Source organism: Pseudomonas sp. TE6288 (genome assembly GCF_054062095.1).
The window spans coordinates 206,485-222,267 of record NZ_JBSSEW010000001.1; the positions used below are offsets into that span (position 1 = coordinate 206,485).

The 15,783-nt window shown below is 66.6% G+C and carries 15 protein-coding genes; 9 read left to right on the forward strand and 6 right to left on the reverse strand.

Translation table 11 applies throughout. From position 1 onward, the window contains the following. The first annotated feature begins 6 nt into the window (after positions 1 to 6). The 3 genes from ACVWY1_RS01065 to ACVWY1_RS01075 all read left to right on the forward strand — a co-directional run bounded on the left by ACVWY1_RS01065 (position 7) and on the right by ACVWY1_RS01075 (position 2,890). A complete protein-coding gene (locus ACVWY1_RS01065; RefSeq protein WP_102685259.1) occupies positions 7 to 1,119 on the forward strand; it encodes a succinylglutamate desuccinylase/aspartoacylase family protein in 1,113 nt (370 codons plus the stop codon). 19 nt (positions 1,120 to 1,138) lie between these two features. After that, entirely contained in the window at positions 1,139 to 1,903 is a 765-nt protein-coding gene (locus ACVWY1_RS01070) for an ABC transporter ATP-binding protein (protein ID WP_102685258.1), read from the forward strand. A gap of 81 nt (positions 1,904 to 1,984) precedes the next feature. After that, positions 1,985 to 2,890, forward strand: coding sequence for a MurR/RpiR family transcriptional regulator (locus tag ACVWY1_RS01075; protein WP_102685257.1), 906 nt, complete (start codon positions 1,985 to 1,987; stop codon positions 2,888 to 2,890). A 127-nt stretch (positions 2,891 to 3,017) separates the two neighbouring features. Here ACVWY1_RS01075 and katB read toward each other — a convergent pair whose 3' ends face one another. From katB to ACVWY1_RS01090, 3 genes are all read right to left on the reverse strand, one after another. Further along, positions 3,018 to 4,559, reverse strand: a complete 1,542-nt coding sequence (gene katB, locus ACVWY1_RS01080; protein WP_139671174.1) for a catalase KatB — start codon at positions 4,557 to 4,559, stop codon at positions 3,018 to 3,020. Between the two features lie 164 nt (positions 4,560 to 4,723). Continuing rightward, positions 4,724 to 5,137 (reverse strand): alternative ribosome rescue aminoacyl-tRNA hydrolase ArfB, encoded by a 414-nt coding sequence (arfB, locus tag ACVWY1_RS01085; RefSeq protein WP_102685255.1) that lies wholly within the window; start codon positions 5,135 to 5,137, stop codon positions 4,724 to 4,726. Positions 5,138 to 5,183: 46 nt separating this feature from the next. Continuing rightward, the gene (locus ACVWY1_RS01090) at positions 5,184 to 6,410 is read right to left on the reverse strand and encodes an NADH:flavin oxidoreductase/NADH oxidase family protein (protein WP_277504293.1); all 1,227 of its coding nucleotides are present in this window, start codon (positions 6,408 to 6,410) and stop codon (positions 5,184 to 5,186) included. Between the two features lie 197 nt (positions 6,411 to 6,607). Here ACVWY1_RS01090 and ACVWY1_RS01095 point away from each other — a divergent pair, with 197 nt between their 5' ends. Beyond that, entirely contained in the window at positions 6,608 to 7,558 is a 951-nt protein-coding gene (locus ACVWY1_RS01095) for an acetoacetate decarboxylase (ADC) (RefSeq protein ID WP_457377712.1), read from the forward strand. 32 nt (positions 7,559 to 7,590) lie between these two features. Here ACVWY1_RS01095 and ACVWY1_RS01100 read toward each other — a convergent pair whose 3' ends face one another. Continuing rightward, positions 7,591 to 8,028: a MerR family transcriptional regulator gene (locus ACVWY1_RS01100; RefSeq protein WP_102685253.1), complete on the reverse strand. Its 438-nt coding sequence runs from the start codon at positions 8,026 to 8,028 to the stop codon at positions 7,591 to 7,593. Between the two features lie 121 nt (positions 8,029 to 8,149). On the opposite strand from ACVWY1_RS01100, the gene ACVWY1_RS01105 reads away from it, so the two are divergent. Further along, on the forward strand, positions 8,150 to 8,980 hold the full coding sequence (locus ACVWY1_RS01105; RefSeq protein ID WP_277504296.1) for an alpha/beta fold hydrolase: 831 nt from the start codon (positions 8,150 to 8,152) through the stop codon (positions 8,978 to 8,980). Between the two features lie 21 nt (positions 8,981 to 9,001). On the opposite strand, the gene ACVWY1_RS01110 is transcribed toward ACVWY1_RS01105, so the two are convergent. Then, a complete protein-coding gene (locus ACVWY1_RS01110) occupies positions 9,002 to 9,151 on the reverse strand; it encodes a hypothetical protein (RefSeq protein WP_277504297.1) in 150 nt (49 codons plus the stop codon). A 45-nt stretch (positions 9,152 to 9,196) separates the two neighbouring features. After that, positions 9,197 to 9,661 (reverse strand): hemerythrin domain-containing protein, encoded by a 465-nt coding sequence (locus tag ACVWY1_RS01115; RefSeq protein WP_102685251.1) that lies wholly within the window; start codon positions 9,659 to 9,661, stop codon positions 9,197 to 9,199. Between the two features lie 173 nt (positions 9,662 to 9,834). On the opposite strand from ACVWY1_RS01115, the gene ACVWY1_RS01120 reads away from it, so the two are divergent. From ACVWY1_RS01120 to pdeM, 4 genes are read left to right on the forward strand one after another with little or no spacing between them, the layout of a single operon-like run. Then, positions 9,835 to 10,845: a ligase-associated DNA damage response exonuclease gene (locus ACVWY1_RS01120; RefSeq protein WP_277504321.1), complete on the forward strand. Its 1,011-nt coding sequence runs from the start codon at positions 9,835 to 9,837 to the stop codon at positions 10,843 to 10,845. Continuing rightward, positions 10,845 to 12,500: an ATP-dependent DNA ligase gene (locus ACVWY1_RS01125; RefSeq protein WP_457377654.1), complete on the forward strand. Its 1,656-nt coding sequence runs from the start codon at positions 10,845 to 10,847 to the stop codon at positions 12,498 to 12,500. The genes ACVWY1_RS01120 and ACVWY1_RS01125 overlap by 1 nt, the downstream gene beginning before the upstream one ends. Further along, positions 12,500 to 15,094 carry a ligase-associated DNA damage response DEXH box helicase gene (locus ACVWY1_RS01130; protein ID WP_457377655.1) on the forward strand — a complete coding sequence of 865 codons (2,595 nt, stop codon included), beginning with the start codon at positions 12,500 to 12,502 and terminating at the stop codon, positions 15,092 to 15,094. Before ACVWY1_RS01125 ends, ACVWY1_RS01130 begins: the two co-directional genes overlap by 1 nt. A gap of 4 nt (positions 15,095 to 15,098) precedes the next feature. Next, positions 15,099 to 15,779 (forward strand): ligase-associated DNA damage response endonuclease PdeM, encoded by a 681-nt coding sequence (gene pdeM, locus ACVWY1_RS01135; RefSeq protein WP_457377656.1) that lies wholly within the window; start codon positions 15,099 to 15,101, stop codon positions 15,777 to 15,779. Positions 15,780 to 15,783: the final 4 nt, after the last annotated feature.

A 15,783-nucleotide genomic window follows, 5' to 3' on the forward strand; every position in this document is an offset into this window, starting at 1 on the left:
GCTTTCATGCAGCACATTGACCATACCCTGCCCTGGAGCGCCTGCGGCACCGAGCGTTCGCTGCGCGTGCTGCGCTTTGGCAGCGGCCCGCGCAAGGCCTATATCCAGGCTTCGCTGCACGCCGATGAACTGCCCGGGATGCGCGTGGCCATCGAACTCAAGCGCAGGTTGCTGGAGCTCGAGGCGCAGGGCCTGCTGGACGCGGTGATCGAACTGGTGCCCCTGGCCAACCCGATCGGTATCGGCCAGATGTTCCAAGCCACCCACCAGGGCCGCTTCGAGTTCAATAGCGGCAAGAACTTCAATCGCGATTTCCCGGCACTGACCGAAGCGCTGGCCGCGCACCTCGAAGGCCGCCTGGGCGGCGATGGCCAGGCCAACGTCACGACTATCCGCCGGGCCATGCTCGAACTCCTTGATGAACTGCCCGCGCCACACTCGGAGCTCGATGGCCTGCGCCGCCTGCTGCTGCGCCATGCCTGCGACGCCGACCTGGTACTGGACCTGCACTGCGATTTCGAGTCGGTGATGCTGCTGTACGCCATGCCGCAACACTGGGCGCAGCTGCGTCCGCTGGCGGCTCGCCTCGGCGCGCAAGCGGCGCTGCTGGCCGAGGGCGCCGGTGGCGATGCCTTCGACGAGGCCTGCGCCGCGCCCTGGCTGCACCTGCGCGAGTACTACCCTGATGCCGAGATCCCCCTGGCCTGCGTTGCGACCACCATCGAGTTGCGCGGCATGGCCGACACCGGGCGTGAGCAATGCCAGGCCAGCGCCGAGCAGATCCTCGGCTACCTCGCCGACCAGGGCATGATCCGCGGCCCCTGGCCGGCCGCCCCGCAACACTGCTGCCAAGCCACGCCCTTCGCTGGCGCGCAATACGCCTACGCCGAGCACCCGGGCGTGGTCAGCTACCTGCAGCCGCTAGGCGCGCAGGTACGCGTGGGTGATCCGCTGTTCGAAGTGCTCGACCCGCTCAGCGACCGCCACAGCGTGGTCAGGGCCACCACCGACGGCATCCTCTATGCCCGTGAACGCCTGCGCTTCGCCCAGCCCGGCCTGTGGCTGGCCAAGGTTGCCGGCAACACCTCCATCCGCCAAGGTCGCCTGCTCAGCGACTGAACCCTGCGAGTACCGTCTGATGAACAAACTGCATATCCACGAGTTGCACAAAAGCTACGGCAACCACCAGGTGCTCAAGGGCGTTTCGTTGCAGGCCGATGCCGGCGACGTGATCAGCATCATCGGCTCCAGCGGATCGGGCAAGAGCACTTTCCTGCGCTGCATCAACCTGCTCGAGCAACCCAACGCCGGGCAGATCCTGGTCAACGGCGAACAGCTCAAGCTGCGCGAGTGCCCCCGTGGCGGGCTGCGCGCGGCGGACCCACGCCAGTTACAGCGCCTGCGGGCGCGGTTGAGCATGGTCTTCCAGCACTTCAACCTGTGGGCGCACATGAGCGCCCTGGACAACGTCATGGAAGCCCCGGTGCACGTACTCGGCATGAACCGCAAGGAGGCCCGCGAGAAGGCCGAGCACTACCTGGCCAAGGTCGGCGTCAGCCATCGCCGCGACGCCTACCCGGCGCACATGTCCGGTGGCGAGCAGCAACGGGTGGCCATTGCCCGGGCGCTGGCCATGGAGCCCGAGGTGATGCTGTTCGACGAACCGACCTCGGCGCTCGATCCGGAACTGGTCGGTGATGTGCTCAAGGTCATGCAGGACCTGGCGCAGGAGGGCCGGACCATGGTCGTGGTCACTCACGAGATGGGCTTTGCCCGCGAGGTGTCCAACCAGCTGCTATTCCTCCATCAGGGCCTGGCCGAGGAACGCGGCGACCCGCGCGAGGTGCTGGCGCGGCCGCAGTCCGAGCGCCTGCGCCAGTTCCTCGCCGGCAGCCTGAAGTGACCCCCGCGGCGCGCTGTGGCGGCCCGCCGCAGAGCGCCTTGGGATACACTACCCGGCAATTCACAGGGAGCCTCGCGCCGGATGTCGAGCCATACCAAGAACACCACGGTCTACGCCGCGCCGGTCATGCGCAAGCTGTCGGAGAGCCTGGCCGAACTGCCACCGTCGTTGCGCAAGGTCGCCGAGTACATCCTGCGCCACCCGCTGAAGGCCGCGACCCTGACCATCGAGGACATGGCCCAGGCTACCGCGACCTCGCCGGCGGCGGTCAATCGCCTGGCCAAGGCCCTGGACCTGGGCGGCTACAGCGGCATGAAGGCCGAGCTGGTGAGCACCCTGCAACAGATGGTCTCGCCGGTGGACAAGCTGCGTAACGAGCTGGCCCAACGCCCGGGCGGCGACTTTGGCTTGCATGAGCAGATCCAGAGCGCCACCAGCAACCTGGCGACCACCGCCAGCAACAACCAGGCCGATGCCTTCGAGGCGTTCGTCGACAGCCTGATCGCGGCGCGCAAGGTCTACGTGCTGGGCTTCGGCAACAGCGTATACCTGGCCGGGCTGGCCGCCTCGACCCTGGTGCCGTTCTGCAGGGACACCTGTGCCATCAGCATGGAAGGTGGCAACGAGAATGCCGCCTACCGCCTGGCGGCGATCACCGAGCAGGACGTGCTGCTGGCCATCGCCCTGCCACGCTATTCGCAGGACACCCTGCAACTGTCGCGTTTCGCCCATGAGCGCAACGCAACGGTACTGGCGATCACCGACTCACCCGCCTCGCCGCTGGCGCCCATGGCCCACCATGTGTTGTACGCGCCCGCCGATCATCCGGTGCTGACCAGCTCCAACATCGCCGTGCTGGCATTGATCGAAGGGTTGGTGGCCGGGGTCATGGCGCGCAACAAGGAGGCGGTGAAACTGGCCACGGAGCTGACCGAAAGCGTGATGTCGTATCTGCATGTGCCGGGTGACAAGCTCACCAGAAAATAAGACGCGCCGGACAACATGGTCGTCGTGCGGGAACGGATTTACCGGTGGTCGCGGCGATCCGGCTGCCCCGATGAATCCGTTCCCGCAGGTTCATGTCATGTCAATGGATCTGGGCAGCAGTGGCCGCTCAGTCCTGCAGCTTCGCCGCCAACTGCCGGACCCGCTCGAGGTCGGCCTTGGCCACCTTGGCCAGGCCGGTGCCGTAGTCCGCATCCGCCTTGTAGAAGAACGACAGCATGATGTAGCGGCTCTCCTCATCTGCGGTCGCCAGGGCCTGGCCGAGGCTGTTGATCAGGTCGGTCTGGTCCTTCTTGCCGTAGGAACGGAACAGCTCGCCCGCCTGCTTGAAGTTCTGCTCGCGCTGGATCCTCGCCTGCTGGGTGCTGCCGCTCAGCGGGGTCTGCACATAACGGGCGTCGGCCTGCTCGTCACGCAGCTGGCGACGGCTCGGCTGGTAGTTCACGCCGCTGTCGGTGTGCCCGGCGTTCATCGCGCCATCCTGGTTGACGGTGTTGACCTCGGCACGCGGGCGGTTCACCGGCAGGCTCAGGCCATTGGCGCCAACCCGGTACATCTGGGTATCGGCGTAGGCAAACAACCGTCCCTGGAGCAGGCGGTCCTCGGACGGTTCGATACCCGGTACCAGGTTCGACGGCGCCATCGCCACCTGCTCGGTCTCCTGGAAGAAGTTGTCGACGTTACGGTCGAGCACCATCTGGCCAATCTTGCGCTCCGGCACGTCGGGCCAGATCTTGGTCGCGTCCAGCGGGTCGAAGTCGAACTTGGCCAACTCCTCGGGCTTGAGCACCTGGATGTACAGGTCCCATTTCGGCAGCTTGCCCTGGTTGATCGCGCTGACCAGATCGTGGGTCATGTGGCTGTAGTCGCGGCCCTGGACCTGGGCGACCTGTTTCGGGTCGAGGTTCTTCTGCCCTTGCAGGCTCTTCCAGTGGAACTTCACGTAGTGCACCTGACCCTTGGCGTTGACCAGCTTGTAGGCGTGCACGCTGTTGCCGTCCATCTCGCGGTAACTGGCCGGCGTGCCTTCGTTGGAGTACAGCAGGGTCAGGGTGCGGGTAGCTTCCGGTACATGGGAGAAGAAATCGAAGCGACGCGAGTCGTCATCGAGGTTGCTCCGTGGGTCGGGCTTGAAGGCGTGAACCATGTCCGGGAACTTGATCGCGTCGCGGATGAAGAAGGTCGGGAAGTTGTTGCCGACCAGATCCCAGTTGCCGTCGGCGGTGTAGAACTTGGTGGCGAAGCCGCGCGGGTCACGCAGGGTTTCCGGCGAGTGATTGCCGTGCACCACCGAGGAGAAGCGCACGAACACCGGGGTCTTCTCGCCGGGGCGGAACACCTTGGCCATGCTCAGGTCGCTGATGTCGGCACTGGCGGTGAACTGGCCATGGGCGCCGGTGCCACGTGCGTGCACCACGCGCTCGGGGATGCGTTCACGGTCGAAACGCTGCAGCTTCTGCAGCAGTTGCACGTCCTGTAGCAGCACCGAGCCGTTGGGGCCGGCAGTCTGCGAGTTCTGGTTGTCACCCACCGGCGCGCCGTTATCACGGGTCAGGGTCGCGGCCTGCACGGACAGTGACAGCAGACTGGCGGCGAGACTGCTCGCCACCAGCAGGCGACCGGGTTGGAACAGCTTGAGCAAAGGGATCATGCGGTACTCCTAAAGGTTCTTTCAGGCGTCTTGATGCGCCTCGAAAAGGGTAAGTAGCCCGTGACCGATCCCTAAATTGATCCTGCTCATCAGTGCAATTGGTAATTTCAATCCTGTTTTTTATTCATGAATGCTACAGGCAGGCATAGGTGGCCTGGCCAAGCTCAGAAGTCCACCTTGCCGCGCCCCGCCTTGATCGTGCCGCGCTTGGACTTGGAGTCGAGGCGGCGGGTCTTTGAACCGAGGGTCGGCTTGGTCGGCCGGCGCTTCTTCTCGACCTTGCCGGCGCCGATGATCAGTTCGGCCAGACGCTCCAGGGCGTCGATGCGGTTCTGTTCCTGGGTGCGGTACTGCTGGGCCTTGATGATCAGCACACCGTCAGCGGTGATGCGGCTGTCACGCAATGCCAGCAGTCGCTCCTTGTAGAAGGCGGGCAGCGACGAGGCCGCGATGTCGAAGCGCAGGTGCACGGCGCTGGAGACCTTGTTGACGTTCTGGCCGCCGGCGCCCTGCGCGCGAATATAGCTCAGCTCGATCTCGGCATCCGGTACCTGCACGTTGTTGGAGATGGTCAGCATGGTGTGCCTCTTGTGATAGCCCGGCCATTATCACATCTCCTTGGCTTCACTGCCGCGCCATGTGCCGCCGATATTGCCTGGCACGGGCGGCGTCGCTCCATTGCTGGCGCAGCAGCGCCCACCAGGGCGCCACCTGCGGATCGGGCGCCTTGGCTTCGCTCAGCCTGCGCAACTGGAACTTGACCATCGCCATATTGCCCAGCGAGGCCAGCGCCTTGTTCTTCCAGGTGATCGGGCGCAGTTCCGGTACCGCCTCCTCCCCCGCCTGCCAGTCACGGGGCAAGGCCGGCGCGATGGCCAGCGCGGTACCGATACCGACCATCTCGACCCCGCTGTGCACCACCTGCTCGGCGACCGGTCGGCGGCGGATGCCCCCGGTGACCATCACCGGCATCTTCGCCACCGTGCGGATGTCCCGGGCGAAGTCGAGGAAGTACGCCTCGCGCGCCAGCGTGCGGCCATCCCTGGCCTGGCCCTGCATCGCCGGGGCTTCGTAGCTGCCACCGGACAGCTCCACCAGGTCGACCGCCAGCTCATTGAGCAGGGCCACCACCTGCCGCGCATCGTCTGCGCTGAAGCCGCCGCGCTGGAAGTCCGCCGAGTTGAGCTTGACGGCCACGGCGAAGCCGGGGGACACCACTGCACGCACCGCCTTGACCACCTCCAGCAGCAGTCGCGCACGATTTTCCAAGGTGCCGCCCCACTGGTCGGTACGCTGGTTGCTCAGGGGCGAAAGGAACTGGCTGAGCAGGTAGCCATGGGCCGCGTGGATTTCCACCCCACTGAAACCCGCCTGCTCCCCCAGCCGCGCGGTGTTGGCAAAACGGCGGATCACATCTTCGATTACTTCGTGGGTCATCGCCCGCGGGGTGGAAAAATGCCTGGACATGCTGCCCAGGTCCAGCGCCACGGCCGACGGGCCCCAGGTTTCCTGGCCCAGGCTCGCAGGCATCTGCCGGCCGGGGTGGTTGATCTGCAACCAGAACTGCGCACCCTTCGAGCGGCCGATGGCGGCCCACTGGCGAAAACGCGCCAGGTGCCGGTCATCCTCCAGCACCACGCCGCCGGGGCCGGTCATGGCGCGGTTGTCGACCATGACGTTGCCGCTGATGAGCAGGCCAGCGCCACCTTGCGCCCAAGCCTTGTACAAGCGCATCAGTCGGTCGGAGGGCGCATGGTTGGCGTCGGCCATGTTTTCTTCCATGGCGGCCTTGGCAATGCGGTTGGGGATGACCGCGCCATTGGGCAGGGTCAGGGGGGAGAACACGTCCATCGGCAATACCTCAACAAGTAGGTGCCGCAGACGTTAGCTTTAAAGTCAACTTTAAGGTCAAGCCCTGAACCGGCAAAAATTTCGCCATTGACTCTCAAGTTGGGTTGAACGTTAGGGTGATTACGCAGCCCCGACATCATCTACCCTGGAGATACAGCACCGTGAAACTCGGAACCGCCACCGCCCTGGCCGGCGCCCTGCTGATACCCGTCACCCACGCCGCCAATGGCCTCCCTGAGCACGCCACCACAACGCAGATCGACATCGCCGGGCACCCGGTACCCGTGCTCAAGGGCGGGCTGTACGACCGTTACCGCTCCAACCCGCCGCTGCCAGTGATCCAGGCCGAGGCGCCGGACATTGACCTGAGCTGGTTCAAGGGCCTGGAGAAGACTCGGGTCGACATGGGTTTCGCGTCGTACTCGCCGAACTTCTACTACCGCAACAGCCGTGTCACCGCCGTCTACACCGCCGATCTCGAACGCCTGCGGGCGCTGATGCCCGCCGCCGTGCTGGAGCAGGTGCAGCCCCTGCAGGTGTGGCTGGGGCGCGGCCTGGTGGCGTTCACCGCCTACACCTACGACTACTGCGACAACGACAGCTACAACGAGGTGGCCGTGTCGATCATTACCAACAGGCCCGGCTCAGCGAACCTGGGGCCTTTAAGCCTGGTGCGACAATCGATGGCCAATGATTTCTGGGGCTATGTGCTCAAGCTGCCGGTCAACACCGAGCTTGCTCGGGTGCGCGGCGTGGTGGGCTACAACCTGCCCAAGTGGCTGACCGGGATCGACCGGCGCGAGGATGCCCAGGCGGTGACCTACGATATCGTCGATGCGCGAACCGGCAAGGTGGATGTGGTGTTCAGGGCCAGAAAGCTCGACGGGTTGTCCCACGAGCCAGGCCTTGTGACCAACAGTTTCACCAACCTCGATCACCAGAGCCGGTTGGCCTACGGCTACGCCACCTCGCGGCAGGTCAGCCATGCCTCCAGCATGAAGGCTGATTCAGTGGAACTGGTGCTGGGGGATGGCGAGCTGTCGCGCTATATCCGTGACCTGCAGCTGGGGCGGATGGTCAAGTACGAGTATGTGCCCGAGTTCCAGAGCGCGCTGTATGCGCCCAAGCCATTGGCGGCGCTTGACTGAAACGATGCAGGCCCCCTGTGGCAGCGGCGCTGCTACAGGTCCGCGACCCGCGCCTTTTCCTGGGCCATTTCCTCACGCAGCCGCTCCAGCACCCGCTGCGAATTGTCCACGCACTGCATGCCTTCGGGCTTGCTCTCGATCCCTTCGATCACCAGCAACAACTGCGCCTTGTTGCGTGCCAGGCGCGCCTGCAGGCGTTCGATTTCCTCGACCTTGCGCCTGAGCCCAGCGAGCAGTTCATCGTGCTGCCAGCCCTTGGCCTTGGCCGGCAACAACTGGCGGATCTCCTCCAGCGAGAACCCGGCGGCCTGGGCGTTGGTGATCATCTCCAGCACCCACACCGCATCGGCGTCGTAGTCGCGGTAGCCATTGGCCTTGCGCTCGACCGAGCTGATCAGCCCACTGGCCTCGTAGAAGCGGATACGCGAAGGGGCCAGGCCCGTAAGCTTGGCCAGCTCTCCTATTCTCATGCGGCACCTTTGCAATTGCATTGACCTTGAAGTGCACTTTAATCCTAGAGTTGTCCGGTGGCCAGTGCCCCCTCACTGCCCACCTTCACCAGCTCCTCACCCAAGAATCAGGAGACGCGAAATGGCATACGTCACAACCCCGGAAGGACTCGAGATCTTCTACAAGGACTGGGGCCCGCGGGACGCCCAGGTGATCTTCTTCCATCACGGCTGGCCGCTCAGCGCCGACGACTGGGACGCGCAACTGCTGTTCTTCGTCGCCGAAGGCTACCGCGTGGTCGCCCATGACCGCCGTGGCCATGGCCGTTCGAGCCAGGTCTGGGACGGCCACGACATGGACCACTACGCCGACGACGTGGCGGCGGTGGTCAAGCACCTGGGTGTCGAGGGGGCGATTCATGTCGGGCACTCCACCGGCGGTGGCGAGGTGATCCACTACATGGCCCGCCATCCCGAGGACAAGGTGCCCAAGGCCGCCATTATCGCCGCCGTGCCGCCGCTGATGGTCCAGACCGCCAGCAACCCCGGTGGCCTGCCCAAGTCAGTGTTCGACGACCTTCAGGCCCAGCTCAAGGCCAACCGCGCGCAGTTCTACCACGATATCCCGGCGGGGCCGTTCTACGGCTACAACCGCCCCGGCGCCAAGGCGAACCAGGGCGTGATCCTCAACTGGTGGCGCCAGGGCATGATGGGCGGCGCCCAGGCGCACTACGACGGCATCGTCGCGTTCTCCCAGACCGATTTCACCGAATCGCTAAAAAAGGTGACGGTGCCGGTACTGGTCATGCATGGCGACGACGACCAGATCGTCCCCTACGAGAACTCGGGGCCATTGTCGGCCAAGCTGCTGGCCAAGGGCACATTGAAGACCTACAAGGGCTATCCCCATGGCATGCCCACTACCCACGCGGACGTGATCAACCAGGACCTGCTCGCCTTCTTCCGTAGCTGACAGGCCGGGCCGGCGCCGGCGTCAGCCCGGGCGCCGGCCCTTGCCGCGCGCGGCCTTCTGCGCCGTCGAGTCATGTTGGGTACCGGTGGAGCCGTCCGGCCGATGGGCGTCATTGTCACGCTCGGCTTCGCCCGCAGGTTTGCGCTGGCGACGATCATCCTGCTGTTTCATGGCCTTCTCCCAGGCTTTGTTGACAATGGCCAGCCCTGCCCGGTGTCAGGCCGCAGACTGCGCGGCGCCAAGCAGTTTCTTCTGCGCTTGCATGGCCTGCCCCATGTCCTCCAGCGCCTGCTTGCCGAGCAGTTTCCTGGCGGTCGGGAACAGTTCGCCCTCTTCCTCCTCGATATGGTGCTCGAGCAACTCCTTCATCACCTTGACCCGCCCTGCGAACTCGACGGTGTCGGTGGCGGTACCCAGCAGGTCGGGCAGGACCAGCGAATCGACCGTGCGGTGCTCCTCCTTGGCCTCGTGGTACATCTTTGCCTCCTCTCGGCCCCCGGCCTGCTTGATGGCCGGATAGAGGATGCGCTCTTCGAGCTCGGTGTGGATCTTCAGCTCCTGCTCGATACGCGCCAGCAACTCGCCACGTTTCTTTACCGCGCGCTCGGTGGTGGCCGCCAGCTCGTCGAGCAGCTTCTTCACGTTCTTGTGGTCTTGCTCCAGCAATTCGATGGCATTCATGGCAGACCTCGTCGGTTATCAAGAATGGGCATTGCCTCCGGTTGAGCCACGCCCGCCCGAGGTGTTCGACAGAGACGATGAACGGTGGCAGCACGTGCATTGCCTGCAACGAACTATGAACCTGATGCGCCTGCCGACGCTCTGAGCTGTTAACACCCAGGCCAAGGTGAGCCATGGAGCTGATCGTCGCGCGCCCCGAAGGGCTGTACTGCCCACCCGGTGATTTCTACATCGACCCCTGGCGGCCGGTCGATCGGGCAGTGATCACCCACGCTCACGGTGACCATGCCCGGCGCGGCAATCGCCACTACCTCGCCGCGACGCCCGGCGCCGGGATACTGCGCGCTCGCCTGGGCGAGGACATCGACCTGCAGACCCTGCCCTACGGCACGCCGCTTGAGCACCACGGCGTGACCCTGAGCTTTCACCCCGCCGGCCACGTGCTCGGCTCGGCCCAGGTGCGCCTGGCATACCGCGGCGAGGTGTGGGTCGCCTCTGGCGACTACAAGGTCGAGCCGGACGGCACCTGCGAAGCCTTCGAACCGGTGCGCTGCCACACCTTCATCAGCGAATCGACCTTCGGCCTGCCGATCTACCGTTGGCAAGCCCAGGCCTGCGTTTTCGCCGACATCGACGCCTGGTGGCGCGCCAATGCCGCCGCCGGGCGTCCGAGCGTGCTGTTCGCCTACGCCTTCGGCAAGGCCCAGCGGATTCTCCACGGCATCGACGCCAGCATTGGCCCGGTGCTGGTGCATGGCGCGGTGGAGCCGCTGAACCAGGTCTACCGCGCCGCCGGTGTGCGCCTGCCGGAAACCCTGCCCGCCACGGCGACCAGCAAGGGCGACCCATTGCTGCGCCAGGCACTGGTCCTCGCCCCGCCCTCGGCGGGGGGCAGCACCTGGATGCGCCGCTTCGGCGACTACAGCGATGCCTTCGCCAGCGGCTGGATGCTGCTGCGCGGGGCGCGGCGTCGACGCGGCGTCGATCGCGGCTTCGTGCTCTCCGATCACGCCGACTGGCCCGGCCTGCTCTGGGCCATCGAGCAGAGCGGCGCCGAGCGGGTGATGGTCACTCACGGCCAGGTCAACGTGCTGGTTCGCTACCTGACCGAACGCGGCCTGGATGCCCGAGCCTTCCAGACCGAGTACGGCGAGGAAGACGACAGCCTGGAGCCGACCAACTGATGAGAGCCTTCGCCGAACTCTACGCCCGGCTCGATGCCACCACCTCGAGCAATGCCAAGCTCGCCGCGCTGCAAGAGTATCTGGCCGCCGCACCACCTGCCGATGCCGCCTGGGCGGTGTACTTCCTCGCCGGCGGACGGCCCCGGCAGGTGGTGCCGACCCGTGTGCTGCGCGACCTGGCGATCCGCCTGTGCGGCCTGCCCGAGTGGTTGTTCGAGGAGAGCTACCAGGCCGTCGGCGACTTCGCCGAAACCCTTTCGCTGGTGCTGCCAGAGTCCACCCAGGTCGCGGATGAAAGTTTGCAGTGGTGGCTGGAGCAACTGCTGCCGCTGCGCGGCCTGCCCCCCGAGGAACTCGCGCCGCGCTTGCAGGCGCTGTGGGCGCGGCTCGACCGGCAAAGCCTGATGGTCAGCCTCAAGCTGCTCACCGGTGGCTTTCGCGTCGGCGTCTCGAAACTGCTGGTGACCCGCGCCCTGGCCGCGTTGGCCGGGGTCGACGCCAAGCGTGTCGCGCAGCGCATGGTCGGCTACACCGACCTTGCGCACCAGCCGACGCCCCAGCGCTACCTGGCGTTGGTCGCCCAGGAGTCCGCCGAGGAACATGCCCAGCGCGGCGGCCAGCCCTACCCGTTCTTCTTGGCGCACCCGCTGCAGGAGCCGCTCGAGCGTTTCGACGCGGTGCTCGGCCCGCCCCAGGAGTGGCTGGTGGAATGGAAGTGGGACGGCATCCGCGCCCAGCTGGTGAAACGCGATGGGCGTGCCTGGCTGTGGTCGCGGGGCGAGGATCTGATCACCGAGCGCTTCCCCGAGCTCGCCCGCCTGGCCGCCGCCCTGCCAGACGGCACCGTGCTCGATGGTGAGCTGGTGATCTGGAAGCCGCCACCCGACAGCGGCGAACAGACATTCGGCGTCCAGCCGTTCGCCCTGCTGCAACAACGCATCGGGCGCAAGACCTTGGGCAAGAAGCTGCTGGACGAGTTGCCGGCGGCGCTGCTGGCCTACGACCTGCTGGAATGGGAAGGCGAAGACTGGCGCAGCTGCAGCCAGGACCAGCGTCGGGCACAGCTCGAGGCGCTGGTCGATAGCATCGGCGATGCCCGCTTGCGCCTGTCGCCGCGCGTGACCGGCGACGACTGGCAGGCGCTCGCCCGCCAGCGCGAGGCCTCGCGCCAGCTGGGTGTCGAGGGCATGTTGCTCAAGCGCCGTGACTCGCTGTACGGCGTGGGCCGTACCCGTGACCTGGGCCTGTGGTGGAAATGGAAGATCGACCCGTTCAGCATCGATGCGGTGCTGATCTATGCCCAGCGCGGCCATGGCCGGCGTGCCAGCCTGTACAGCGATTACACCTTCGCGGTATGGGACGACAGTGCCCCGGGCGAGCGGGTGCTGGTGCCCTTCGCCAAGGCCTACTCCGGTCTCACCGACGAAGAGATGCGCAAGGTCGACGCCATCGTGCGCAGGACCACGGTGGACAAGTTCGGCCCGGTACGCAGCGTCACCCCGACCCTGGTGTTCGAACTGGGTTTCGAAGGCATCGCCCTGTCCAAGCGCCACAAGAGCGGCATCGCGGTGCGTTTCCCACGCATGCTGCGCTGGCGCACCGACAAGACCATCGAACAGGCTGACACGCTGGCCACCTTGCAGGGGCTGCTGTGATGGACAAGCGCCGCCAGCCTTCCAGCCGCTGGTTCGCCGAGCGCGGCTGGAAGCCGTTCACCTTCCAGAAGGCCGTCTGGCAAGCCGTGGCCGACGGCGAATCGGGGCTGCTGCACGCCGCCACCGGCGCCGGCAAGACCTATGCCGTGTGGTTCGCCGCGCTGGATCGCTTCGCCGGGCAGTATGCCTCCCAGCCCATGCCGGCACGTCGCGCCAAGCCCGCCATGGCGCCGCTGACCCTGCTGTGGGTCACCCCCATGCGAGCCCTGGCTGCCGACACAGCCAGGGCGCTGCAGGCCCCCCTGGACGACCTGGGGATCGGCTGGAGCATCGGCCTGCGCACCGGTGACACCGGCAGCGCCGAACGCGCCCGCCAGGCACGGCGCCTGCCCAGCGTCCTGATCACCACACCGGAAAGCCTGACGCTGCTGCTGACCCAGGCCAATGCGCGCGAGGCGTTCGCCGGCCTGCACATGCTGGTGGTGGATGAATGGCACGAGTTGCTCGGCAACAAACGGGGCGTGCAGTTGCAACTGGCCCTCGCCCGCCTGCGCTGCTGGCAGCCGTCGCTGCTGGTCTGGGCGCTTTCGGCCACGCTGGGCAACCTGGATCACGCGCGGCAAGTGCTGATGCCGGCGGGCCGCCTGGTGCAGGGGCACGACGCCAAGGACCTGCGTATCGACACCCTGCTGCCGCCCGCCATCGAACGCTTTCCCTGGGCCGGGCACTTGGGCCTGCGCATGCTCGGGCAGGTCGTCGAGCAATTGCAAGGCAGCGCCACCACGCTGGTGTTCACCAACACCCGCTCGCAGGCGGAGACCTGGTACCAGGCGCTGTTGCAGGCGCGGCCCGATTGGGCTGGGCTGTTGGCACTGCACCATGGTTCGCTGTCGCGTGAGGTGCGCGACTGGGTGGAGCTGGCCTTGAAGAAAGGCCAGTTGAAGGCGGTGGTCTGTACGTCCAGCCTGGACCTGGGGGTCGACTTCCTACCCGTGGAGCGCGTGCTACAGGTCGGCTCGGCCAAAGGAGTGGCGCGCCTGATGCAGCGCGCCGGGCGCTCCGGCCACGCCCCCGGCCGGCCCTCGCGCGCCACGCTGGTGCCGACCCACAGCCTGGAACTGCTGGAGGCGGCAGCCGCACGCAGGGCGGTGGCCCAGGGCAAGGTCGAGGCGCGCCAGGCCCCCGAGCGGCCACTGGATGTGCTGGTCCAGCACCTGGTGAGCATGGCCCTCGGCGATGGCTTTGAGGCCCAGGACATGCTCGCCGAAGTGCGCAGCGCCTGGTCGTACCGCGACCTGAGCGACACGCAATGGGCATGGGCCCTGGCGTTCATCCGCCACGGCGGTCTCTCGCTCACGGCCTACCCCGATTTCCGCCGCGCCGAGCCGGACGCAGAAGGCCGCTGGCGGGTGCCCGATACACGCCTGGCACGGCGTCACCGCATGAGCATCGGTACCCTGGTCAGCGATGCCAGCCTGACCGTGAAGTTCTGGGCGCGCGGTGGCAGCGGATCGCTGGGCAGCGTCGAGGAAGGCTTCATCGCCCGCCTGCGCCCAGGCGACCATTTCCTGTTCGCCGGCCGCACCCTGGAGCTGGTAGAGGTGCGCGAAATGACTGTCTACGTGCGCCGCGCCAGCGACCGCAAGGCCGCCATCCCGCGCTGGAACGGCGGGCGCATGCCGCTCTCGGGCGAACTGGCCGAGGCAATGCTGGCCGAACTGGACGCGGCGGACCAGGGTGTCTTCCAAGGCCCGGAAATGCGCCTGCTGCGCCCGTTGCTGGAGGTGCAGAAAGCCTGGTCGGCGCTACCCGGCAAAAACGTCCTGCTGGCCGAGACCCTGCAGTCCCGCGAAGGCTGGCACCTGTTTCTCTACCCCTTCGCCGGACGCTCGGTGCACCTGGGCCTGGCCAGCCTGCTGGCTTGGCGCCTGGCCCGGGATACACCGCTGAGTTTTTCCATCGCGGTCAACGACTACGGCCTGGAGCTGCTGTGCGCCAGCGCCATCGACTATGCTGGCGCCCTGACCCCGGCGCTGTTCGACAGCCATGACTTGCTACCCGAGGTGCTTGCCAGCCTCAATGCCGGCGAGCTGGCGCGCCGGCGCTTTCGCGAGATCGCCCGGATCGCCGGACTGGTGTTCACCGGCTACCCCGGTGCGCCGAAGAGCGCGCGCCAGTTGCAGGCCTCCAGCGGGCTGTACTTCGATGTGTTCAGGCAGCACGACCCGGAAAACCTGCTACTGACCCAGGCCCGCCAGGAGGTGCTGAGCCAGGAGCTGGATGTGCAACGCCTGCGCCAGACCCTGCAGCGCTTGCAGCCTCTGCCGCTACAACTGCGGACCATCAGGCGCGCCACACCGTTCGCCTTTCCGCTGATGGTCGAGCGCTTTCGCGAGAGCCTCAGCTCGGAAAAACTCGCCGACCGGATCCGGCGCATGGTCAGCGACCTGGAGCAGGCCGCAGGTGCCGGGGCACAGGAGCCTGCGGCGTTGACCACGCTGATGGTCGAGGATGACACGCGTGAACCTGGCCGCGCGCACAAGGCCAGGCGCAGCAAGGACGGCCGGCCACGCCCGGCCAGGCAGCGGTCCTGAGGCCATGGCCAGCACCCTTCCTTCGCACATCAGCGTAAAGGTGGCCGGCACCGAACTCTGCCTGCTGGCGGAAAAAGCCCTGTGGTGGCCAGAGCGGCGGACCCTGCTGATCGCCGACCTGCATCTGGGCAAGGCCGCCGGCTACCGGGCACTGGGCCAGCCGGTGCCCAGTGGCACCACCGCCTGCAACCTGCAACGCCTGGATGCCCTGCTGCAGCGCTTTGCCTGCCAGCACCTGGTATTTCTCGGCGACTTCCTGCACAGCGCCAAAGGCAGGACCCCGCGAACCCTGGCAGCGCTTGCCGAGTGGCGCGCCCGCCATGCGGCGCTGCCCATCACCCTGGTGCGTGGCAACCATGACCGACAGGCCGGTGATCCGCCGACTGGGCTGGGCATCGAGGTGGTGGCCGAGCCGCTGCCGCTCGGCCCGTTCGCCCTGCACCACGAGCCCTGCGCGCACCCGCAGCGGCATGTACTGGCGGGCCATGTGCATCCGGCGTACCGCCTGCGCGGCCGTGGCCGCCAACAGGTGCGCCTGCCCTGTTTCCTGGTCGGCGAGCACCTGACCTTGTTGCCGTCGTTCGGCAGCTTCACCGGCGCGATGACGCTGCAGCCGGGAACGGGTCAGCGGGTCTATGTCATCGGTGATGGAGGGATCTGGGAAGTGCCCGGACAATTGAAGTGATACC